The sequence below is a fragment of the Rheinheimera texasensis genome (assembly GCF_964031785.1).
GTDB lineage: Bacteria > Pseudomonadota > Gammaproteobacteria > Enterobacterales > Alteromonadaceae > Pararheinheimera > Pararheinheimera texasensis_A.
This window is the reverse complement of the sequence record NZ_CAXIRE010000013.1, coordinates 13,742-37,896: the sequence shown is the minus strand read 5'-3', so window position 1 is coordinate 37,896 and position 24,155 is coordinate 13,742. Positions and strand designations below refer to the sequence as shown.

Below are 24,155 nucleotides of genomic sequence, written 5' to 3'. Positions count from 1 at the left end.
GCCTGCTGATGGCAACAACGCAACAACAGCAATCACAACGTGTGGTGATTTTCGGCGAATGTATGGTCGAGCTGTATCAGCTCGTGGAAAACGTCTACCACCAGAATTTCGCCGGCGATGTGTTTAACACCGCGGTGTACCTCAAACGGGTTAATCCGGCGCTGCAGGTCGATTTTTTCTCGGCGATTGGTACTGACCTTATCAGCGATAAATTGCTGGCGGCGGTGGAAGCAGAAAAACTCGGCAGCAGTTTGTTGCTCAGAAGCAAAACCGCCCGGCCCGGTTTGTACATGATCAATACCGACGCTTTTGGCGAGCGCAGTTTTGTCTACTGGCGCGATAGTTCAGCCGCCAAACAAACGTTGCAGCTGTTTCGCGCCCGCAACGACATCAGCCCGCTGACCAGTGCTGACTGGTTTTATTTCTCTGGTATTAGCCTGGCGATTTTATCTGCAGCGGACCGCGAAGATTTATTCGCCTTAGTAGCGGAATTAAAAGCCGCCGGCGTCAGGATTGGCTTTGACCCGAATTATCGCCCGGTGCTGTGGCAAAGCGTGCAGCAATGCCGCGACGCCTTTGAACGCGCTTATGCGCTGTCAGACATCGCGCTGCCTGGCCTTGATGACCATAAAGTGCTTTTTAACGCCGGGCACTGTGACGATGTGATTAAGCAGCTCAAAGCGCTCGGCACTGGCGAAATTATCGTGAAAAACGGCAAAGACGGTGCTGTGGTCTGGGCCGGCGGTGAGCGTTTTGTGATGCCGGCAGTGACAGTAAAAAAAGTGGTGGATACCACAGCAGCTGGCGATTCTTTTAACGGCGGTTATCTGGCGGCGCGTCTCGCCGGGCAATCACCCAAAGCGGCGGCACAGTTGGCGGCGGCGCTGGCTGGTTTTGTCGTCGAACACACCGGCGCTATTGTCAGTATGGATAATTTCCGCACTTTTAAGGCGCATTACAGTTTGTAATACGCTGATTTAAAAAGAGTTGCGCTAAACGCGACCAGCATTTTCAACCACGGACACGACACGCTTTACTATATGAGGAACTGTGTATGTCTGAGTTAACTTTGTTATTCCCGAGCGCCGCGCAAGTCGCGGCGGAATTTCCGGCGCCTGTTTATCTGGCGCAGCGGCACTATCTGATTGATGGTGAGCTCTGCCATTGGTCTGGCGAGCTGGCGGAAGTGTTGAGTCCGGTGCAAATCCGCGCTGAAACCAGCGGCGACATTGAACCGGCGCGGCTGGGCGCTACGCCATTGCTGGACAGCGCGGCGGCACTGACAGCGCTGGACGCTGCCGTGCGCGCTTATGATTTGGGCCGCGGTGAATGGCCAACAATGCCGCTGTTTGAGCGTATTCGCCATGTCGAGCAATTCCTTGGCGCAATGCAGCAAAAACGGACCGAAGTGGTGCGCTTACTGATGTGGGAAATCGGTAAAAATGCGGCAGATGCCGCGAAAGAATTTGACCGGACCTGCGATTACATTCGCGACACTATTCAGGCGCTGAAGCAACAAGACCGCGCCGACAGTCATTTTATTACCGAGCAGGGTGTGCTCGGCAAAATCCGCCGTGTACCGCTGGGTGTGGCGCTTTGTATGGGGCCTTTTAATTATCCGCTGAATGAAACCTTCACCACGCTGATCCCGGCGCTGATGATGGGCAACACTGTGGTATTTAAACCGGCGAAATACGGCGTGTTGTTGATTGAGCCTTTGCTTGCGGCCTTTCGCGACTGTTTCCCGGCCGGTGTCATTAACGTGATTTATGGTCGTGGCCGTGAAACAGTTGGTGCGCTGATGCAAAGCGGTAAAGTCGATGTACTGGCCTTTATCGGCACCAACAAAGGCGCCAGTGATTTAAAACGGCTGCACCCAAAACCGCACCGGTTAAAAGCGGTGCTGGGCCTTGATGCGAAAAACCCGGCGATTGTGTTGCCTTGTGCAGACTTGCAAGCCAGTGCCAAAGAAATCATTGCCGGCGCTTTGGCCTTTAATGGTCAGCGTTGTACCGCGTTAAAAATCATTTTTGTACCACGCGCCCAGGCTGCCGCTTTGTTGCCGTTGCTGGCGGCGCAAATCGATGCACTGAAACTGGCGATGCCCTGGCAGGCCGGCGCGCAAATCACGCCATTGCCGGAGCCGGGCAAAACCGAAACTATGGCGGCTTTGATTGCTGATGCTCGCGAGCACGGTGCGCAAGTGGTGAATCACGGCGGCGGCGATTTTGCCGGCAGTCTGATGCGCCCGGCGCTGCTGTATCCGGTGTCGCCCGCGATGCGGTTGTATCAGGAAGAGCAATTCGGGCCTTTAGTGCCGGTGGTGCCATATGACGATATTTCGGAAGTCATCGACTATGTCATTCACAGCAATTTTGGCCAGCAATTGAGTATTTTCGGCACCGATGGCCGCGCGATAGGCCCTTTAGTCGACATATTCGCCAATCAAGTAGGCCGCATCAATATCAACAGCCAATGTCAGCGCAGCCCGGACAGTTTTCCGTTTACTGGCCGCAAAGATTCGGCGGAGGGCACTTTGTCGGTGCAGGACGCTTTGCATCAGTTTTCGATCCCGACCTTGGTCGCGACCAAAGGCAATGAAGCGGGCATCAGCTTAGTGCGCGACATGGTGCGGCAACGCGATTCAGCGTTTTTGGCGACGGACTTTTTGTTCTAGCCATTGTTAGATATTGCTGTGCCAGTTTACCGGTAATTTGCCACCGGTGGCAGTTAGCTGTGACAAATCACAGCTAAGCCGGTACAAACCGCAGAGAAGTAAAAAACCCGCTGCTGCAGTTGCCTGTCGCAGCAGCGGGGGAACGCAGGACGTAGAAATAAAAAACAATATAAATCAACAAGAAAGGACGACAGGGTATGACACAGAAGAAAAAAAACCATTTAACCCCACATTTCACACTGCAAGTGCTTAGTCACGCGGTCTGGCTAGGCCTTGGTCTGGTGGCGGCTCCAGCGCTGGCGCAGCAAACGGCAACTGCAACCACCACCAGCGCCGAAGCAAGCAGCGCGCAAAAAACTGATAAAGCCAAAGCCGATGAGATTGAAGTCATTGAAGTCTCAGGCTTTCGCGGTAGCCTTAACGTCGCTTTAGCGGCGAAACGCGAAGCGGTTGGCAGCAAAGAAACCATTCTGGCGGAAGACTTAGGCAAGTTTCCGGATTTAAACATCGCCGACAGCTTGGCGCGGGTGCCGGGTATTGCCATTGAGCAAGACGCCGGCGAAGGCCGCCAAATCAGCCTGCGTGGTTTAGGTGCCACTTTTGTTAAAACCACTATTAACGGTATGGAATCAGCATCCGCCGGCGCCGCCACCGACGCCTCGGGCGGCGCTAATAAAAGCCGGGCTTTTGACTTTAACGTCTTTGCCTCCGAGTTATTCACCCAGATTGATATCAACAAAACCGCCGCGGCAGAACTGGAAGACGGCGGTATTTCCGGCAACGTCAACCTGCAAACGGCGCGGCCATTTCAATATCAGGACGACAAATTCGCTTATAACCTCAATGCGCGTTACAACGATGTGGCGTCTGAAGTCACGCCGCGCGCTTCACTGATGTTCAGCAAAAACTGGGACAACCACTTTGGTTTGCTGTTGTCAGCTGCTTATTCCGAAGGTCTGGTGCAAAGTGAAGGCGCGACCACAGTGCGCTGGAGCGTGAATAACCCGTCGTGGAAAACCGGCAACGCCGGCAATAAATTAACCGCCGCGCCGGTGACGCAACTAGACCCCAAAGGCGCTTATACCAACGCCAATATGGAAGGCCTGTGGATCCCACGTATTCCGCGGTATTCGATTTTTAATAAACAGCAGGACCGGCTGGGCTTAACCGCCGCCGCGCAGTACCGGCCGCACGACAATCTGCTGCTGAACTTTGACCTGCTGCACGCCAAGCTCGACAGCACCATGGATGAATTCCAGTATTCAGCGCTGCTGCGCGGTAACGTCTCCAGCAAAACCAAAATTTACGCCGAAAATCTGGTGGTGGACGCCAACAACACTGTGGTGGCCGGCACTTTATCCGGTGTGCCAATCCGCTCCGAAGCGCGGCAGGATGTGTCGACCTCTGACTTTAATCAGGCGACTTTTTCCGGTGACTGGCAAATCAGCGATGCGCTACAGATGACTTTCCTCGCCGGGATTGGCAAATCAGATTTGGACATCCCGTATCAGCGCACTTTTGCTTTGGACGCCAACAACTCCACTTTTGCCTATAGCTATGACAGCAATATCGACCCGGTCAGCCTGATTGGCACTAAAGGCACCGCCATTGGTAGCGGCAACATGCATATGGATATGCCGGCCTTTGCTTTTGCGCCGGGGCAGGCCTTTGGCAAAACTTATAGCCAGGCCGAATTACAGGCGTTGATGCTGAATCCTGATTTGTACAAAGTGGGCCTGGTTCGTAACCGTAACCAGCAAATTAACAGCGAAAATACTAATTTTAGCGTCAACTTTAAGTATGAACTCAGTGACGAACTGACGCTGAAATGGGGCCTGAATCAACGCGAATTCACCACCTACAACGTGCAATATGACAATGGCTGGAAAGTGCTGAATACCGCAACTAACAAAACCAGCGGTGACGCCGCAGAATCGCTGGTATTGGGCTTACCGGCGGCGCGCATCGCAGGCGCTTTGTACGGTATTTCGCTGGACGCCGCAGGGCAGCATTTTGGCAAAGCCGCCGATGTGCCGGGTAATTCCACCTTAACAGCCGGCAGCTGGCTGACCACTGACTATCAAAAAGTGATGGCAGCCTTTTCCGGCGAAAGCTTCTTTGAAGCCAAACAACGTTATAACGCTACTTATGACATTGAAGAGAAAGTCACAGGTGCTTTTGTTCAGCTCGATTTTCGTTATGAACTGGGCGGGCGCGAACTGCGCGGTAATATCGGCGGCCGGTATATCGATAACACTAATACCTCAGGTATTGTGAATCTGGACCATATCTATGCCGACGGTTACACCGCTGGCCGCGGCGCCGGTGCGGCGTTAGCCGGTGGTCACGACTGGCGTTATACCGAAAGTAACGGCAAAGATTTCCTGCCAAGCTTAAACCTGGCCTATGACCTGACCGAAGAACTGGTAGGCCGCTTAAGCCTGTCGCGCGCCATTACCCGCCCCGCTATTGCTGATTTAGCCTCGGCGATTAAAGTGAACACACCGGATGATAAAGACCCGACCGCCACTATCGAAATGGGCGCAGGCCCAACGCTGCGGCCTTATGAATCAGACCAGGTCGACCTCGCCTTAGAGTGGTATTTTGACGAAGAAGCGTTGCTGGCGCTGTCGGTGTTTTACAAAGACATCACTGGCCTGAGTAAAGGCTCACGCCAGGAAGTGTTAGATGCGGACCAACTGAAAAACCTCGGTATCGACTTAGGTTCGCGCGACCCGGCGGCTGTGACCTGGGATGTGACGCAACTGCTGAATACCCCGGCCGAAGGTGTGCGTGGCGCCGAACTGATTTATCAACAGCCGTTCAGCTTTTTGCCCGAGCCGTGGAATCGTTTTGGCGTGACATCAAACTTAACCTGGATTGATTACGACCGCGATGTGGCCGACCCTATGAGCAAAAACGTCATCAGCCTGCTGGCGGAAGAAACCTCGCGGCTTAATTACAACTGGACGCTGTATTATGAGCATAATGATTTCAGTGCGCGGCTGTCGTATAACTTCCGCGAACGTTATATCAAAGAATATCTGGATAAATACAAAGACGAAGGTAACTGGGGCCGCGGTTATGAAGACAAAGGCCAGCTGAATATTTCGTCGCGCTACAAAATTAACAGCAATTTGTCTGTGAGCTTTGAAGCCATTAACTTAACCAATGCGCCGACTGAGCAATGGAGTGATGTGTATACCTCAAGACCAGTAGAATACCTGCTCACCGGCCGGCAGTATCTGGTTGGGATCCGGGGGAATTTCTGATGAAACAAGGTGTTCTGGCGCTGCTATTCGCCAGTCTGTTGTCAGTTGGGATCGCAGGAGGGCCGGCCGCTGCGGCCGGCACACCTGATCTGTGGTACCACCCAAAGCCTTTGAGTGCCGACTGGCAAGCCTTTCATGCGCAGTCTGCCAGGGATCTCGCTCTGTTAGAACAGCAGCTTAACAGCGAACTGGCGGGCGCAAAGTTAAGCGCGCCGCTGCCGGCAGTCAAAGCGAAAAACTTTGGCCTGGACGCTATCAGCAATTCTGCGCAGTTACAGGCAGTGCTGAGTTATCAAACGGTGCTGGGCGGCTGGAGTAAACGTACTGATATGCAGCAAGTGCGCAAACCCGGTCAGCTGGCGGGGAGTGAGCCTGCTTATATTCCGACTTTTGACAATGGCGCCACCAGCAGCCAAATGCGCTGGCTGGCGGCTTATTATCCAAAAGCTACAGCAGCGGATCAGGCCAAGATCCGCAGTGCGCTGACTTTGGCTGTGCAGTTTGTGCTGCGGGCGCAATATCCCAATGGTGGTTTTGCCCAGTCTTATCCGCTACGCGGCAGTTACCATGATGCGGTGACGCTGAACGACAATGTGATGACAGACTTGCTGAATTTGCTGTGGGATATCGCCAATGCGCCTGAGTATCAGTGGCTGAACGCGGACCTTCGCAGCAAAGCGCAAACTGGTTTTGCCAAAGGCGTGGCCTGGCTGGTAGCGGCGCAGGTCAGCGTCAATGGTCAAGGCACCGTCTGGACAGCGCAGCATCATCCGCTGAGCGGTGAACCGGTCGCAGCGCGTAAGTTTGAGCAAATCAGTCTGGTCAGCAGTGAAAGCGCGGCGGTGTTACAGCTGCTGTTAGACAAAGCACCTGAACAACCCGGAGTTTTGCCGGCGCTGTGCAGTGGTGTGGCCTGGCTAGCGCAGCATCAAATCCGCGACAAAGTCTGGCAGCGTGATGATGCAGGCTCAAAGCTGGTAGAGAAAAAAGGTGCGCAAATCTGGGCACGTTTTTACAGTTTGCCACAACAACAGCCGGTGTTTTTTGACCGCGACGGCAAGGTCTACCACGACGTCAATCAGCTGTCGCTGGAGCGCCAGCAAGGCTACGGCTGGTATCAGAGTAACGCCAAAAACGTGCTGAAAGCCTGGAAGAAAAAGCCGGAACTGGCGGCGCAGTGTGCGTCGCCTGTAACGCTGTAGCCGGGCTTGCAGAGCCAGAAGGAGTCGTCTGATTTGCGCAGTTGGCCTTTCTTTGCAAGGCGCGAAGAATTCGCTTGTAAGCGCGTCGTGTTCCGATATATTAGTCCCTGATAATGTAACAAAATGCAGGGATGCGCATGAACAAATTCTGGCTGGTGGTGTTGTTGTTTTATGCCACGCAGGCGTATGCAATTGACTGGTATGTGCGCGACTGGCCGCCGTTTAATATCCAGCAGGGGCCGGACGCAGGTCAGGGCTCTTATGATCAGATGTTGGCACAATTAATTGCGGCCTTGCCGCAGTATTCACATCGCCAGCAATTTGCCACCCTGACTAAACGTCAGCAATTGATGCAGCAGAATGTACCGCATTGTTTGTTTGGGGTGCTGAAATCACCAGAGCGGCAAAAAAAGATGCTGTTTTCTGATACCGCCTTTTATTCACCGGCGCTGCGTGTGGCTGCGCTGGCCGAACATCCGCTGTGGCAGTCCACTCAGGCCAGCGCCAGTATTGAATTAGCTTCATTGCTACAACAGGCCTGGCGCGGCATGGTCGAATACAAAAGACTGTATCCGCAAAACGTGCAGCAATATGCCGGTGAGTTGTTGCAGGTGTCTGATAATTCAACAGATTTAGTCGCGATGCTTAAAGCAGGCCGGGCCGATTACGTGGTGGAATATCCGGATCGGCTGCATTATCTGGCACAGAGTCATCCGAGTGTCGCTTTGCGTTATGCCCGGTTGCAGGGCGAACCGCCGGTAGTGCCGGTGTATATCGCCTGTCAGAACACACCGGCGGCAGCTGCACAAATTCAGGCAATTAACCTGGCGCTGCAACAACTGCGGACGAAGACGGAGTACCAGCAGGCCTGGTTGCAACTGCTCAGCGAGCAGTCGCGGCAGGAATTGCGGCTGGCGATGGCGCAGGACCCGTTGTTTCAACCTGCTGCGCCAACCGGGTGTGATGCTAAGGCTTGTTGAACACTAAGGTTTGCTGAACACTAGGGTGAAGCGGTCCGTCTTGCCACGGATCGCCGGATCAAACACCATCAGACTGTGATCATCGGCGCTGTTATGCAGCACATCACTTTGTTGTTTCAGTACAAAACCGGCAGCGGTTAATTCAGCAATCACATCCTGTTTGTCGATGCGGTGCAATTCCTGCGCGGCGCTGTGGCCAGAGCCAGCTTTGGCCTGATGGTCGACAACCAGCAGATAACCACCTGGTTTTAATGCGGTCTTAATCTGGTTGAGTACCTGATCACGTGAGACTGCCCAACCTTCGGATTGGTGGTAAAAATCGTGGTAACCCATCACAAACAACACGCCATCGAGACTATTGGGCGTCAGACCCAATGCATCGGATTCACGATCGTAACGTACCACATTGGGTAAACGGCCATCTTTTAAGCGCTGTGGCAGCGCGTCGCCGACAAATTTCAGATAAGCCTGATTATTGTGCAGCAATACTTTGCCGGAAGGACCGACTAACTGCGCCATCAGTTCGCTGTAATAGCCATTGCCACCGAATAAATCCAGCACTTGCTGGCCCGGTTTTACCGGCAGCAGCGCCAGCGTCTCAGCCGGCTTGCTGGTCAGGTCGCGTTTTAAATCAGCGGCACTGCGGCCACTGAGGTTCAGATCGGCTGCAGACAGCTGCAAACTCAGCGCAGCCAGCAGACTCAGGTACAATGCTTTCATCGGTCAGTCCTTGCAAAAACAGGGGAGGTCGTTGGGCAGACTGGCATACCAATCCAGACAGATGCTCGCGGCTGTGACCAACGGGGATAATTCACTGATGAAGGCTTGACCGCGTTGCGGCCGGGCGGCTTAATAATCACGGCAACAGGTTGAGGGAAAAACGATGAAATTATGGCTGTTTTTATTCAGTTGCTGGCTCTGGCCGGTGCTGGCAACGCCGGTACTAACCACAGTCCACAGTGGCCAGAGTCAAAACTGGACGCTTTCGCAATTGCAACAACAACTGCCGGTCCAGCAGGTCAGCCTGGATGACCCGTCTTACAATCAGCACAAAAGTTACCGTGGTTTCAACTTTGCTGCTTTGCTGCAAAAAACCGGTTTTCCGCCGCTGCAGGACGATGACACGCTGGTGCTGACCGCCAGCGACGGTTATGCGCCCACGCTGTCGGCGGCGCAACTGCAACAGCAGCAGGCGATGCTGGTGTTTGCTGAGGCTGACAAACCAGACTTTGAGTTCACGCCGCTGCAGCAAGGCAAAGGTTTAATATCGCCGGCGCCGTTTTATCTGGTCTGGCCCGGTGCCGGCAAAGCTGCAGAGCATTTTGCCTGGCCTTATCAGCTGGTCAAGATTGAATTAATCCGCTTTCAAGACCGTTATGCGCAGGTGATCCCGGCCGCAGGCGCGTCAGCACAAGTGCAGCAGGGTTTTGCGCTGTTTAAACAGAATTGTCTGAAATGCCATTCGATCAATCTGCAGGGCGGGGTGCTGGGCCCTGAACTCAATGCACCGAAAAATGTCACTGAATACTGGCAACGCCATGATTTAACAGCCTTCATTAAAAATCCGGAATCCTACCGTTACCAGTCAAAAATGCCGGCTTTCGGCTTTTTCAGCGATGCAGAGATCGATGCGGTGCTGGCTTATCTGCAACAGATGAAACAACAGAAGATCAAACGCTGAGCTGAAAGTTGGACTTTATCGTTTCAGAAAACTGTGTATGCTTTATATACAGCGTGGTAATGACAAAGAGGCTGACATGTACAGGCTGGGTGTATGGTTGTTTGGGTCACTGGCGGTTGTGCACAGTGCCCTGGCTGACACCATGGACTGGTTTATCCGGGATTGGCCGCCGGTGAATATTCTGCAGGGACCGCAACAGGGGCAAGGCGCATATGATGTGATGCTGAACCGGCTGATTGCGGCTTTGCCGCAGTACGAGCATCAGCTGCATATCTCGACGCTGACGATGCGTCAGCAGATGATGCAACAGCAAAAATCGCATTGTTTATTTGGTTTGCTGAAAACGCCGCAGCGCCAGACATTTTTGCAATTCTCTGAACCTGCGGCGGCGATCCCGAATCTGCAACTGGTCGCCAGAGCCGATCACCCGTTGTGGCGCCAGCTGCAGGGGCAAACTGCTGTGGATTTGAACTGGCTGTTTGGTCAGGCGTGGCGCGGCATGGTTGAACAACAACGCACCTATCCGCCGCAGATCACTGACCATTTGCCTGAGTTGTTGCAGGTGTCGGCGACAGATACCAATCTGGTGCAGATGCTCAAAGCCAAACGCGCCGATTATGTGCTGGAATATCCGGACCGGATGTTTTATCTGGCGCAGCAATTGCCTGATGTAGAACTGAAATCGATGCCTGTGCTTGGGATGGCGGCTGTCGTTGAGGTCTATGTCGCCTGCAGTATTAATGAGCAGGCCAAAGGCCAAATCAAAGCGGTAAATCAGGCGTTAGCGCAATTACGGCATGATCCGCAATACCGTGCAGCTTTACTGGACTGGCTAAGCCCGGCTTCACGCCTGCTGATTAAAAATTATATGGCGCAGTCGCCGATGTTTGACCAGCACTTTGATCAGACAGGCACAGCCGCACCGGCTGGCACTGTCCGGGTGCGCTGAGCTGTGCATTAACGAAGAGCAGCGCTAAAAGGCGACGCGGGCAAGCCGGCGCTGTTGTAGAGCACTGCGTCCGGATTGTCGGCATGGCCATACCGTACCTGGGTCGGAGCTGGCACTTGCGGGTGCGATAACCAGATTTGCCCGTCTTTTAACTGCACATTTGCCCAGACAAATTGGCCGTCTTTGCCGGCAATAGCAAAAGCCTGACCGGGTTTGAGCTGAAGGCCGCTGCCGGCAAAATCAAAGGTCAGCTGCAGGGACGCCCCCTCGCGCCTGATGCTGTTCAGCACAGGTCCGCGATATTCGATTGGTTCGCCGTAGACCACAGCCCTCGCCGCCAAAGCCATCCGGCTGCCCAAAGTGCGTTTATCGACCGGATGAATGTCATTCCATTCGCCGGTATCAATAGCGACCACCATAGCCGTATTGGGCTCACTAAGCACAGCGGCCTGCGCTTCACGTAGTCCGGCCCAGCTGCTTGGCTGCGGCGTTGGTTGCTTTGGCAGGTAATTGGCGAGCTGCACATAAAAAACCGGTAAATCCGGTTGCTGCCACTGGGCACGCCACTGGCGGATCATGGCGCGAAAACGCTGTTCATACTGTTGATAAGCACCGACGTTGGATTCGCCCTGATACCACAACACGGCTTTAACCGGCAGCTTTTGCAGCGGTGCAATCATCGCGTTGTAAAGTCCCAGCGGTTTCCAGCGCACGACGGTATCCGGCGCCAACGCGGGGGATGCGCCAGAAGTACGCATTTTCCATGGGCCGGCCAGCGACAGTTGCTGCTGGTCAGTACCCAGCCAATACGGTTTATCCGGGATAAAACCACTGCGGTTGTTTGCACCATTCATCACACTGACCCTGACCGCAATCAGGTTGTCGCCCGCCTTGAGCAGCCCTTGTGGCAGCGGATAACGCCGCGGCGGATACATATAAGTGGTATTGCCGATTTGACTGCCGTTGATGTACACCTCGTCGGCGTCGACGATAGAACCGAGGCGCAAAACACGCGCCTGCGCCGCTTGCTCTGCGGTTAACTGGATGGTTTTTCGCAGCCACCAGACGCCGGTGAAGTCGTCCTTGAGATAACCCGGTACCTGGAAATCAGCCCACTGACTGTCATCGAGTTCAGTGGAATACCAAGGCGTCTGGTCATGCAGGCCTTTGTCGTTTTTGCGCTGCTGCGCCTGCCAATCCGCATACTGCGCCTGATTCGCCGCTTCAACCCGTTGGATCAGCGCGTCACTTTTGTACAGCTGCGCCAGTTGATAAGCATCCGGAAATTGTTTGAGTGTCGACTCATCCAGCCAGGATTCGACCGGCGAACCGCCAAGCGCTGCGTTATAAATGCCAATGGCTGCTTTGCTGTGCGCTTGTAAATCGCGGGCGAAATAAAACGCCAATGCGGAGAAATGCTGAATAGTCGCCGGACTGGCCACCAGCCATTGTCCTTCAGGGAGATCCTGCTGTGGAGCTTTAAAATCATAACGTTGTGGCACATTAAACTGGCGAATCAGCGGATAGTTGGCGTTTTGCAAATCGGCCGGATAAGCCTCTTCCAGCCGCGCCATTGTCAGTTCCATATTGGACTGGCCTGAGGCGACAAACACATCGCCAAAATACACATCTTTGACCTGTAGCTGGTTCTGGCCCTGAAACTCCAGCAGATGCGGCCCCCCGGCTGGTTGTGACGGCAAAGTCAGTTGCCAGTGGCCAGCTGCGTCTGTTATCACTGCGCCGGCAGCCGAGCCATTCAAATGGATAGTTACCTGTTCACCCGGTGTAGCGTAGCCCCAAAGTGGCAGTGGCTGGTCACGCTGTAACACCAGATGGTCACTGATGAGTTTGGGCAGGCGAATGTCGGCCTGGCAGGCTGCCGAACACAACAAAGACAGGCACAGAGCGGGCATTAAGGTCGAAAACAGCTTTGGCATCAGACAGTTCCGTTGAAGTTATTCCGGCAGAAGCGTCCAGACTAACAGGTCTGTACTGACAGACAACGGTATTGGCAGGAAAGGTCAGCGCCCGGTGAAATTTCATAACAGCGGGCGCTGCGAAGTGATGGCAGTTAGTTTAGCGGCAGCTGGTTCAGACGCTCTGGAGCAGCTGTTTTGCCCAGCCGTAGTCAGGTGCCAGTTGCAGTGCCTGTTGCCAGTCGGCTTTAGCACCTGCCAGATCGCCGGCTTCTTTTTTGGCTAAACCGCGCCAGACATAAGCTTCGGCTTCCCCCCAGCAGATGTTTTGACAAGGCGCCGCAAAGCCATTGATTGCTGCGTTGGCATGTTGCAACGCGGCTTTTTTATCGCCGCCAAATAAACTGGGTGTCTGATAAGCCAGAATAGCGGCAGCCAGTGTCACACGCGGGTTTTCCGGCTGTAGTGCGGTGGCGGCATCCAGCGCTTTCGTTGAGCGTTGACCATAATACATGCCTTTTAATGGGTAAAAGCCAGCCTGCATACCACGGGTCAGCGCCAGCAAGGCCAGCGCCTCGGTTTTTAACCCCGCCGCCGGTTCACTGGCGACCAGTTGCTCCAGCCGGTCGGCAGCTGCCGTTAAAGCCGGCTTTAACACCGCTTCATCCGCCCGCACCGAAGCGGTAACCGCCAGACGATACTGCGCGTAGGCAAACAGATAATCGTCCTGCGCCTGCTGACTCAGTTGCTGCAGTCCCTGAACATCCAGCTGTTGGCTGGCGAGGTCAATCGCCTGCAGCGGATTTGACACGGCCTCAGCCGCCGGCGCCAGCTGGCTGACAGCTAAGGCGCCCAGCAAAAAGACTGAGCGCAAAGCCAGACGCAGCGATTGGGTAGATAAAGTGTGAGTTGTGGTTTTCATGCTGTGTGCTCCTTGTGTAACGCCACCCTGGCGTTGTTGTGACCATGATGGCGGATTGCCGGTTGCCACTGCAGTGTCAGCTATCAGCAAGAGCGGGTGACAAATGTCAGGAGTTTGGGGGGTATTCTGAACCACCTATCGTTGCCGATGCATCGGTTGGCGTTGAGATTTACTTTCCTAAGCTTCGGAATGAGTAGCAATCAAATTGGAGTACAAATAAATTCAAAAATGAATAAATTCAAATTTGAATTTATTTGTATGTGTATTATGCTCTGCTGGAAATGAATTCCTTATTTGGGAGTGACCAATGAAAGTAGGTAATCCTGCCACTGGTGATGATTTTTTTGGGCGAGAGCAAGAGTTAAGAGATGTTTGGCAGCACTTGGAGCATGACCATCTGACTTTGCCCGGCGTGAGACGTCTTGGTAAAACATCTTTGATGATTCGTATAACAGAGCAAGCCAGTGCAAAAGGCGTACTGGCAAAACGTCTTGATGTGTCGCATATCACCAAAGTTGAGCAATTCCTCGAGTTGATTGATCAAAGCTTTCCGGCTGCAGGGATTACACACTTTCTCTCCGAAAAGAAGCAGGCTGCCAGTAACTGGCTTAGTCGGTTAAAGCAAGTCGAATTTCAATTGCCGGAGATTTTCGGAGGAGGTGGTGTCAGTGTTGCACTGAATGCTCGTCCTGATATTCCATGGGGAGCCCAAGCACTGGCATTGCAACAACGCCTGCAGAACCAACCTTTGTTATTACTGATAGATGAGTTTCCTGTTTTGTTAGAACGGTTGTTGCGTAATGGCAATACTGAGGCAGAACAGCTACTAATCGTGCTTCGCCAATGGCGTCAACAAGGGAACTGGCGTTTTGTCTTTACTGGTTCTATCGGCTTGCAGTCTTTGCTGGAAAGTTATCGCCTGACTGTTCATATGAACGACTGCTATGAATTCCCGTTGGGGCCGATGCGCAAAAAAGAAGCAACAGCGATGTGGTGTTACTTTGCTGATAAGCAACAATGGACGAGTAATGAAGAATTGGCAGACACCGCAATGTCTAATCTAGGGTGGTGCTCTCCTTACTACATCTGTTGGTTGTTGGATGAAACCATGCGAGCCGCCAGAATCAGGTATGAAGAAACCGGTCTGGCACCAGCGGACGGTACGATAGCCTGTGGTGAGCTCACAGCCACTGATTTAGAAACTGCTTATCAATACATGCTGAATCAACGTTCCCGTTTTATTCATTGGAAACAACGACTCAGCAATTTGCTGGTAGAGCCTGAACTGGGGTTTTGTCTGGCATTATTGACGTTACTGTCGCGTGAACCTGATGGTTTTACCTTACAGCAACTAAACCAGCGTTTGTCGGCTCATGAGATCAATCCGGATAAACGGGCCGACCTTTTGCAAAAGCTGATTGTTCGTCTCAATGACGAGGGCTACATCAGTCAGCCTAATGAAAAAGGCTGCGTACAGTTTTTAGCTTTCCCATTACGAGATTGGTGGAGTCGAAACCATGTCGGATTTTAATTCGCTAGCCCCATCTGGTGGTTTTGCAGCTATCAGTAAGTACAATCCACATTTGTGGAGTGCCGAGCAACTGCGGGCGATTTTCGTAGCCCGGCAATTTGAATTGGCAGAGTTAACAAGAACAATCAAAGAATTGTCTGACCAAACGGTGCCGCAGCATATGTTGCTGGTGGGCTCCAGAGGTATGGGTAAATCAACCTTGATGCAACGCCTCGCTTTGACAATTTCAGATGAACCAGATTTGGCCGAATGTTGGCTGGCTCTGCGCTTTCCGGAAGAACAATACACGGTGAATAATCTGGCACAGTTTTGGGCCAACGTTCTGGACAGTCTGGCGGATAGCCTGGAACGCATCGGGCAGCCAACAGCAGAGCTTGATACGGAAGCAAGCCTTATCGCAGCTATGCCTATAGATTTACAGGCCGATGCTTATCTGCACACCATAGTGCAAACCTCGCAGCGATTAAAGCGTCGGTTGTTACTACTCGTTGATAACACGGACATGCTACTAAATAATTTGGGGAAGCAAGGACAGTGGGCCCTACGCACGATTTTACAGCAGGAAAGCCGATTGATGTGGGTTGGTGGCAGTTACCAGAGTCTGGAAGCGAATAGCCAGTACCATGATGCTTTTCTGGATTTTTTTCGGGTATTGGAATTACGGCCGTTGTCACTTGCTGAGATGCAACAAGCCCTACTGGCGTTGGCACGAACCTTTGGTGGAGAAACTGCTGCAGAACTAATGCAGCAACAAATCCAAAATCAGCCGGAGCGGCTGCCAATATTAAGGCAGTTGTCGGGAGGAAATCCGCGCACAACAGTTATGTTGTATGAGCTGCTTGCCAGCAATCAGTCGGTTGATATTCGCACTGATTTGGAAGCATTGCTCGACAGTATGACCCCTCTATATAAAGCCAGGTTGGAGTCTTTGGCCGAATTGCCACGTAAATTGCTGGCGCATATTCTCGAATATTGGGCGCCAATCTCGCTGGCTAAACTGGCCGAGATGTCGCAAATCGTTAAATCGAGTATTAGTCCTCAATTACAACGGCTGGAACTTGAAGGACTGATAGAGAAGACCAGCTTGCACGGCACCACACGCAGCGGTTATCAGGTGTCCGAACGATTTTTCAATATCTGGTATTTGATGCGGCTGTCATCCAGGCGTCAACGCCTGAAGCTGAACTGGCTGGTGGAGTTTATGCGGTTATGGTTTAGCAGCCAGGAACTCTGTGATCGGGCCAAACATCGGCTGAATTATTCATCGCAATCCAGTTACGATTGGGAATATGAACAGGCGTTGGCAGATGCTTTACCTGAGCACTTACCGGAAAAACATGCATTGCGCTGGAAGTTGTTAAAAGAGTTACAGCAACAACGGGAGGCGCTACATAAAATTTTTGAATTTGATGGTGTTGATAGGGATTTTAAAGGCGCTGACGACTATTTACACAGGATTAAGAGAGCGGCAGATATTCTGAAAAATTGCCAATTTTCTAAAGACGAAGCTGAAAAACAAATGCTGTTCAAGACAATATTCGGCAATATTGGCATGAGATTATCAGAAAAAGAGAAGCTTGCTTATACGACGGCTTGGATAAATGAGAAACAATTTACAGCCCTAGTGAGCACTTTCAGTGACATTAATCGTAACTTGAAACAATTGCTTGAGGATGAAGCACTTGAACAATTGAGTAAAGCAACTGAGAATTTCGATTTTTTCCCTGATTTTCCAGATTCGAAGCTAGCCTTTCAACAAATCCAGTATTGCTTTTCTAACAAGCCAAAAGCATTACGGATTGCGTCAATGTTGCACCTTTCTGCTTTTCAAGATTCATGGTCATTGCAGACAATAAATTTATGGTTGAAAGTTTGTCCTGACGATGCAGTGGCGTATGAAAATCTAGGTAAACTATTGCATTACCATCTTGAAAGATATGCTGAGGCTAAGGATGCCTATTTGAAGGCGATCGAGTTGGGTTCTCCGGATTCCGCTTATATATGGAACAATCTTGGAAATTTGCTTAGCAATCATTTAGGAAATGATACCGAAGCTGAGCATGCATATCTGCAAGCGATGCTTTTTGATCCCAAGTATGCTGCACCTTGGAATGGGTTGGGAAATTTGCAGCATCATCGTCAACATTATGACGACGCTGAAAAATCTTATCGAACGGCAATCGAGCTTGATAGTAGTAATCCTTATCCAATCGTAAATCTCGCCAGATTGTTATGGGAGCAGGATAAAAAAGCTGAGGCATTAAAGTTTTATCAGGATGTCGTTCAATTACCAGATAAAAAGCAGCCTGATGAATTATTGCTACAAGCGCATTTGTGCCTGAATAATCAGCAAATGGCATTGTCGGCCTTAAATACTCTGGCGTTTAAAGCTCATAATAAACATGTGCAGGCAGCATTTAGATTACGAGAGCAAGTTTGGGAATGTAGCCGACTTGGACTCGCAGAGCGGTTGGCAGACTGGATGGCTGACAGCCCGCATTGGCAGTACTTACAACCCATGCAACAAGCGTTGTATATGCTCTCCGGGGCAAAAGCAAAACTTCAGGATCTGCCACAGGAAATGCAATTACTAGCTGAACAAATCGTAAATGATGCAAAAAAGCGTTTGCCAACTTAGGATCATCTACGCTGGAATTTAGTTCTCGCACAAAAAAGCCCGGCTCAGTAATTTTGCTGAGCCGGTCTTTTAATGCAGAGACAAGCGTAAATCTGATTGTTCAGCCGCCACAAATGCCGCTGCCTTCGTTTTCCGTTAAACGAACTCTTGCCAGCTGCAGTTGCAGGCCTTTGCCGGCGCTGATCAAAAGCGGATGGCTGATTTTGCTCAGGTCAAAGGCTTTGTTGTTGTCTGTGAAACAGCGCAGCGGGATCTTCAGTGTTTGCCAGCCTTTGCCTTGTTGGCCGGCGAAATAACCGGTGAAGTCGAGTTGGCTCTCACTGCCGGGTTGGCCAGATGCGCAGCGCATGCCGAGCTGTACTTTGCCATTTTGTGCCGGCATAGCCAGCAGCTGATATTCCAGTTCCAGCACCATGTCGCCATTGGCCTGGCGGGCGAGGTCTATGGATTGCTGCTGCGCATGGGCTATTGCCGCAGTGGCTGGCGCGTTGAATGTCAGTAGCATAGAGTCTTCCTGCTGTAGCCGGTCTGTCGCTTTGCTCGCTAGGGCGCCGCTCGCCGATTGCTGCTGCGGATCTGTCACCACAGCCACAGTATCTCCGTCCAGTAACTGCAACTGCCATGGACTGACCGCTTTACCTGCATGTAGATAACGGCTGAAGTTCACTACTAAATCGGCGCTGATGCCAGAGTTTTCGCTGAGTTTAGCCACTTGCACATCATCCTGATAAGTCAGGCCGTACCCAAAAGCGAACTGCGGTTGATAGTCGGCATCGCCGATATTCAGTGGCTTGCCGGTGGCATCGGCTGGCCAGGAAAATGGCAGTTTGCCCTGGAAGTCATAACGGATATTGCCATCCGGCGCCCGCACCAGCACATCAGCCACAGCGCCGCCTTCAGTGCCCGGTAAAAAGGCCGCGACAAAAGCGTCAGACTGGTTCAGCTCCGGATTGACCCACAATGGCCGGCCGGACAAAAACACCGACACCGTCGGAATGCCCTGGGCTGTTAATTCGGTCAGGATTTGCAAGGCGCGGCTGTCATCAAAAGCCAGATGGGCGCGATCGCCAACAAACTCGGCATAAGGTTCTTCACCAAAAACCACAATGGCGACATCCGGTTTGTTGGTAAAACGGCCGTTTTCACTCAGTTCGACTGTGCCGCCACCGGCGGTGAGCGCAGCTTTGAAGCCAGCATAAATCGATTCACCATTGGGGAAATCGCTGTTTTTATTACCGGCGCCTTGCCAGCTTAAGGTCCAGCCGCCACTTTGTTTACCTATATGATCCGCACCATCGCCGGCCAATAACACTTTGCTGCTGGCTTTGATTGGCAGCAGTTGTTGGTTGTTTTTCAGCAGTACCAGCGATTTACGCGCCGCTTCGCGCGCCACGGCCCGATGTTCGGTGCTGCCCAGCAACTCAAACTTACCGGCGAGTGGGCGTTTGGACGGTAGCACCTGCTCAAACAGGCCCATCTCGGCCTTAATGCGCAGCACGCGGCTGACCGCTTCGTCGAGGCGGGCCATTGAGATACGGCCGTCTTTGACCTGTGCCAGCGTATTGTCATACAGCTTCAACCAGCTGTCCGGCGCCATAAACATATCAAGGCCAGCGTTGAGCGCATTGGCGCAGTCGGTCGGCGTGCAGCCTTTAACCTGACCATGGCCGTTCCAGTCGCCAACGACAAAACCATCAAAGCCCATCCGGCCGACCAGCACGTCGCTTAACATTGGCTGGAAACCATGCATTTTTTCGCCGTACCAGCTGTTGTAAGACGCCATCACCACGCGGGCGCCGGCTTTGATCGCGCTGTAATAGGGCAGGCCATGCAGGTCGCGTAAATCGGCTTCGCTGTGCTGATTGTCGCCCTGATCTTTACCGTTTATGGTGCCGCCATCACCGAGGAAATGTTTAACGGTGGCCAGCATGTGATTACCGCGCAGGAAGTCGGCGCTGCCCGGAACGCCTTGAATACCCTGCAGAATTTCCGGCGCGTAAGATGCGACCAGCGCCGGATCTTCGCCATAAGATTCATAAGTGCGGCCCCAGCGGTCGTCGCGCACCACGGCGATAGTCGGGGCAAAAGTCCAGTCGAGGCCGGTGACCTGCATTTCAATCGCAGTGATTTGGCCGATTTTGCGCAAAAGTTTAGGTTCACGCATCGCGCTTAAACCAATGTTATGCGGGAAAATAATGGCGCCTTTGACATTGCTGTGGCCATGTACGGCGTCTGTGCCCCACATCACCGGAATATATGGCCGGCCATCGCTGGTGTCGGTGCTGGCTTGCCAGAAGGCATCGGCCAGTTCCAACCAGGCTTTGGGGCCGACTCTGTTGTCACGGCCGGGCGCCGAATTACCGCCATTGAGCACACTGCCGAGATAATAATCCCGCACTTGTTGTGGCGTGACTGAGGCGATATCAGCCTGGATCAGCTGACCAACTTTTTGTGCCGGGCTCATTTGCACCAGCAACGCTTTGATTTTGGCCTCAATCGCTGGCTGGCGGGCGATAGGGGATGGCTGTAGTGGCCAGTTTTCAGGCTTAATTTTTGGCGTGTCTAAAGTGTCTGCAACTGCAACAGGTGTGTCTGGTTGAGTGGTTGCCGGCTGTGGCGCCGGTGCTTTACCACAGGCGCTGATAATAAGACTGGCAGACAGCAGCAAGCCGGCGCTGAGTTCTTTTTGCATAGGTTCTCCCGGAGCCGACTGGCTTTCCGTCTGATCGTTAGTGTTCATTGCTGTTGATTAGTCAATCACTACAGCGCGGCTTTGTAAGACGCGACCGTCGCCGATATCGGTGACATCGCCTTCGATCTGAAAGCTACCGCGCAGGCGGATATCGGCCGATGAGCTGCCAAGCAGCAGGCGAATTTCACCGGGTTCCACCACCCAACGCATCCGGCTGTCGAGGAATGCCAGCTGATTGACCGGCAGCTGAAACTGAAGCTGTGCGCTTTGGCCCGGCGCTAAACTGACGCGGGCAAAGCCAGCCAGTTGTTGCACCGGCCGGGTGACGCTCGCCACCGGGTCCTGCACATACAGCTGCACCACTTCAGTGCCGGCACGCTTTCCGCTGTTTTTAATGCGCAGGCGAATTTGGGCTTCGCCGCCGGCGCGCAGCTGCGGGGTGTCGATTTTCAGGTCGCTGTAGCTGAATTCGGTGTAACTCAGGCCATGGCCAAAGGGATAAAGCGGGCGGATGTCGTCGTGCAGATAACCGCGGCTGCTTGATGCTTTGTGATTGTAAAACTGCGGAATATGGCCGGCGCTGCGCGGGAAAGTGATAGGCAGTTTGCCGGAAGGGTTGACATCACCAAACAGCACATTTGCCACTGCAGTGCCGGTTTCCTGGCCCAGATACCAGGCTTCGACAATGGCCGGCATGGTTGTCGCAAGCTTGCCAAGTGCCAGCGGCCGGCCGTTGCTGAGCACCAGCACCACAGGCTTGTTACCGGCAGCGGCCAGCACTTGCGTGGCCAGCAATTGCTGATCGGCGCTTAGTTCCAGCGTGGTGCGATCGCCCAAATGTTTGTCGGCCCAGGCTTCGCGGGCCAGACCTTCGTTTTCACCCAAAACCAGCACTATAGCGTCGGCGGTTTTGGCCAAAGCGACCGCTTCGGCGCGCAGCCGGGCGTTATCCTCAGGGTCTGCTGCGACAGTGTCATCATGGTTCCAGCGCAGCATTGAATAAGTGCCGGCGTTCTGGCTGCGCTGTTGCAGCGCCAGCGCAGCTGCGGTGGCTAAGGCGTTGGTGCTGGAGGTGTCAGTACTGTCAGCAGTCGCAGTAGTTTTGCTTTGCAGAAAGTTGTTGGTGCTGATCTGCGCACCGCGGGCAAAACTGACTTTGGCTTTGCCTTTTAGTTTCTGCTGCAGGCCTTGCAGCACAGTGACAGTCTGACGCGGAATACTGCTGTAGCCGCCTAACAGCGTTTCATCAGCATGCGGGCCTATCACTGCCAGATGCTGAATTTTGCTGGCGTCCAGTGGCAGTATTTTGTGGCCACCCATAGCAGAAACACTGTCGTTTTTCAGCAAAACTATGGATTTTTCCGCCAGTTGCAGCGCCAGCGCGCGCGACTTGGCGTTACCCAGCGCCGCGTCGGCATAAGCTGCATCAACTTGTGTCTGTTCGAATAATCCTAAGCGGAATTTCAGCGTCAGAATACGCCGCACCGCGCCATCGATCACGGCAAGATCTAACGCGCCGCTTTTCACCTGCTCTGCTAACAGTGGATAGGTTTTTGGATCTGGCGTTTCCATATCGACACCAGCAAGCAGTGCAGCGCGCGCAGCCTCAGCGTCACCTTCAAACAACTGATGGCGGCTGCGCAGTTCCTGAATGGCAAAATAGTCACTGACGACGGCGCCCTGAAAACCCCATTGCTGGCGCACCACTTCCTGCAATAACTGTTGATTGATATGCGATGGCAGGCCGTCGACCTCGTTGTAAGACGGCATCACACTGGCGGCATGGGCCAGTTTAATCGCTGCCTCGAAGGGCGTTAAAAACACTTCGGCCAGCTCACGCGGTGCGATATGCGCCGGCGCTGTGTTGACGCCGGCTTGTGGCTGACCATGGCCGGTCAGGTGTTTCAGCGTGGCGACGACTTTATCTTTGGCAAACATACCCGTCGAGCCGCTGTCGCCCTGCAGGCCGCGTACAGCCGCGACACCCAAAGCCGACACCAGATAAGGGTCTTCGCCGAGCGTTTCTTCTATCCGGCCCCAACGCGGGTCGCGGCCGATATCCAGTACCGGCGACAAAGCCCAGTGCGCGCCGGTGACGCGCATTTCCCGCGCCGCGACAGCGGCCATCGCCTGCATATCTTCTGGTGACCAGCTGCTGGCAAGCGCCATGGCCTGTGGGAAACTGGTGGCATCAAAGGCAACATAACCATGCAGCGCTTCTTCGTGCATCAGCGCCGGAATGCCGAGTCGGGTGTGCTCACGCAGCCAGCGCTGCGCTGCATTGTTAAATTCAGCAGTTTGCCTGGGCGTTTTAAATTCACTGGGCCGGGCGATATGGCCGATGCCATGCGGCATCAGCTGTGCGGCTTTGGCCGGCACAAACTGCAGCTGTGCATCTTCCATCTGCCGGCGCTGGTGCCAAAGGCTTTGCAGCTGGACGAGTTTCTCTTCCAGCGTCATACGCTGCAGTAAATCCTCAGTGCGCTCGGCAACAGAGCGCGCCGGGTCCTGATAAGGCAACATCGGCGCCGCCACAGCACTGCTGAGCATGGTAATGGACGCAGCCGACACGGCACTGAGCATAGATTTACGCATCACAACTCCCTGATTTGTGGTTAGTTTTCGCCACGCTTTATTGCCGGCGCGTTATTCGCGACTTTTCAAGCGCGACTCTTTATGCACGATAGGGCTTTAACGGCACAATACGGCCGTCAGCGTCATAGTGCAGTTCGGCCATTTTGATACTGCGCAGGTGCGTCACACCGCCGGACAAAATTGAGTCGTGGTAAAACAGAAACCATTTGCCTTCGAACTCGGCGATCGAATGATGGGTGGTCCAGCCGACCACAGGTTCGAGAATGTGGCCCTGGTAGGTAAAAGGCCCGTACGGATTATCACCGGTGGCGTAACACAGCAAATGGGTGTCACCGGTTGAATATGAGAAGTAGTATTTGCCCTGATATTTGTGCAGCCAGGACGCTTCGAAAAAGCGCCGGTTGGTATCACCGGCGAGCAGCGGCTGGCCGTTTTCATCGACAATCAGCACTTCACGCGGCGCTTCGGCAAATTCGAGTAAATCAGCGCGAAGCCGTGCCACGCGGGGGCCTAATGCCGGCTCAGCTGCGGCAGGCTCCTGATGGTCGGCCTGCCATTGGTTGTTGCGGTACTGCTGCAGTTGCCCGCCCCAGATGCCGCCAAAATACAGATAATATGCACCGTCATCGTCGGCAAATACCGCCGGGTCAATCGAATAACTGCCAGCAATAGGTTCAGGTTGTGGCTTGAATGGGCCGGCCGGGTTGTCGCCGACTGCCACGCCTATCTGGAAGCTACCGTCGGCTTTTTTCGCCGGGAAATACAGGTAATAACGGCCATCTTTGCAGGCCGCATCCGGCGCCCACATTTGCCGCTGTGCCCAGGGCACGTCTTTGACATGCAGCGCCACGCCATGGTCGGTGACTGGTTCGCCCGGACCTGCCAGCGACAGCACATGGTAGTCCTCCATGCCAAAGTGATCGCCGTTGTCGTTAAACGGAATGCCGGCGTCGATGTCATGCGATGGATAAATATAAATGCGGCCGTCAAACACATGGGCCGATGGATCTGCGGTGTAAATATGCTCAACCAAATCGGTTGAAATGGCTTGTTGCTTGAGTTTATTCAGCTGTTCAGCGCTGTATTCAGACATCTCAGTC

General features: G+C 53.3%; 15 protein-coding genes. 9 read left to right on the top strand and 6 right to left on the bottom strand.

Annotated features, from left to right (window positions below):
• Positions 1–8: 8 nt before the first annotated feature.
• The 5 genes from ABNT34_RS03315 (at position 9) to ABNT34_RS03295 (ending at position 8,131) form a co-directional block, all read left to right on the top strand.
• A complete protein-coding gene (locus ABNT34_RS03315; protein ID WP_348728787.1) occupies positions 9–968 on the top strand; it encodes a sugar kinase in 960 nt (319 codons plus the stop codon).
• Between the two features lie 86 nt (positions 969–1,054).
• Positions 1,055–2,677 (top strand): NADP-dependent glyceraldehyde-3-phosphate dehydrogenase, encoded by a 1,623-nt coding sequence (locus ABNT34_RS03310; RefSeq protein ID WP_348728786.1) that lies wholly within the window; start codon positions 1,055–1,057, stop codon positions 2,675–2,677.
• Positions 2,678–2,874: 197 nt separating this feature from the next.
• On the top strand, positions 2,875–5,949 hold the full coding sequence (locus ABNT34_RS03305; protein WP_348728784.1) for a TonB-dependent receptor: 3,075 nt from the start codon (positions 2,875–2,877) through the stop codon (positions 5,947–5,949).
• The gene (gene pelA / locus ABNT34_RS03300) at positions 5,949–7,151 is read left to right on the top strand and encodes a pectate lyase (RefSeq protein WP_348728783.1); all 1,203 of its coding nucleotides are present in this window, start codon (positions 5,949–5,951) and stop codon (positions 7,149–7,151) included. Before ABNT34_RS03305 ends, pelA begins: the two co-directional genes overlap by 1 nt.
• 137 nt (positions 7,152–7,288) lie before the next feature.
• Positions 7,289–8,131, top strand: a complete 843-nt coding sequence (locus ABNT34_RS03295) for a transporter substrate-binding domain-containing protein (RefSeq protein WP_348728782.1) — start codon at positions 7,289–7,291, stop codon at positions 8,129–8,131.
• A 3-nt stretch (positions 8,132–8,134) separates the two neighbouring features.
• Here the strand turns inward: ABNT34_RS03295 and ABNT34_RS03290 are convergent, their stop codons facing one another.
• Positions 8,135–8,851, bottom strand: coding sequence for a class I SAM-dependent methyltransferase (locus ABNT34_RS03290; RefSeq protein ID WP_348728781.1), 717 nt, complete (start codon positions 8,849–8,851; stop codon positions 8,135–8,137).
• Between the two features lie 163 nt (positions 8,852–9,014).
• Here ABNT34_RS03290 and ABNT34_RS03285 point away from each other — a divergent pair, with 163 nt between their 5' ends.
• Together ABNT34_RS03285 and ABNT34_RS03280 are read left to right on the top strand one after the other, a co-directional pair.
• Entirely contained in the window at positions 9,015–9,812 is a 798-nt protein-coding gene (locus ABNT34_RS03285) for a cytochrome c (protein ID WP_348728780.1), read from the top strand.
• 76 nt (positions 9,813–9,888) lie between these two features.
• The gene (locus tag ABNT34_RS03280; protein WP_348728779.1) at positions 9,889–10,761 is read left to right on the top strand and encodes a TIGR02285 family protein; all 873 of its coding nucleotides are present in this window, start codon (positions 9,889–9,891) and stop codon (positions 10,759–10,761) included.
• A gap of 8 nt (positions 10,762–10,769) precedes the next feature.
• Here ABNT34_RS03280 and ABNT34_RS03275 read toward each other — a convergent pair whose 3' ends face one another.
• The gene (locus tag ABNT34_RS03275; protein WP_348728777.1) at positions 10,770–12,698 is read right to left on the bottom strand and encodes a sialate O-acetylesterase; all 1,929 of its coding nucleotides are present in this window, start codon (positions 12,696–12,698) and stop codon (positions 10,770–10,772) included.
• Positions 12,699–12,852: 154 nt separating this feature from the next.
• Entirely contained in the window at positions 12,853–13,599 is a 747-nt protein-coding gene (locus tag ABNT34_RS03270; protein ID WP_348728776.1) for a hypothetical protein, read from the bottom strand.
• 307 nt (positions 13,600–13,906) lie between these two features.
• On the opposite strand from ABNT34_RS03270, the gene ABNT34_RS03265 reads away from it, so the two are divergent.
• On the top strand, positions 13,907–15,130 hold the full coding sequence (locus ABNT34_RS03265; RefSeq protein ID WP_348728775.1) for a hypothetical protein: 1,224 nt from the start codon (positions 13,907–13,909) through the stop codon (positions 15,128–15,130).
• Positions 15,117–17,768, top strand: coding sequence for a tetratricopeptide repeat protein (locus ABNT34_RS03260; RefSeq protein ID WP_348728774.1), 2,652 nt, complete (start codon positions 15,117–15,119; stop codon positions 17,766–17,768). The genes ABNT34_RS03265 and ABNT34_RS03260 overlap by 14 nt, the downstream gene beginning before the upstream one ends.
• Before the next feature lie 100 nt (positions 17,769–17,868).
• On the opposite strand, the gene ABNT34_RS03255 is transcribed toward ABNT34_RS03260, so the two are convergent.
• The 3 genes from ABNT34_RS03255 to ABNT34_RS03245 all read right to left on the bottom strand — a co-directional run bounded on the left by ABNT34_RS03255 (position 17,869) and on the right by ABNT34_RS03245 (position 24,148).
• Positions 17,869–20,460: a glycoside hydrolase family 3 N-terminal domain-containing protein gene (locus ABNT34_RS03255; protein WP_348728772.1), complete on the bottom strand. Its 2,592-nt coding sequence runs from the start codon at positions 20,458–20,460 to the stop codon at positions 17,869–17,871.
• A 57-nt stretch (positions 20,461–20,517) separates the two neighbouring features.
• Positions 20,518–23,055 (bottom strand): glycoside hydrolase family 3 N-terminal domain-containing protein, encoded by a 2,538-nt coding sequence (locus tag ABNT34_RS03250; protein WP_348728771.1) that lies wholly within the window; start codon positions 23,053–23,055, stop codon positions 20,518–20,520.
• Positions 23,056–23,134: 79 nt separating this feature from the next.
• The gene (locus ABNT34_RS03245) at positions 23,135–24,148 is read right to left on the bottom strand and encodes a glycoside hydrolase family 43 protein (RefSeq protein WP_348728770.1); all 1,014 of its coding nucleotides are present in this window, start codon (positions 24,146–24,148) and stop codon (positions 23,135–23,137) included.
• Positions 24,149–24,155 lie beyond the last annotated feature (7 nt).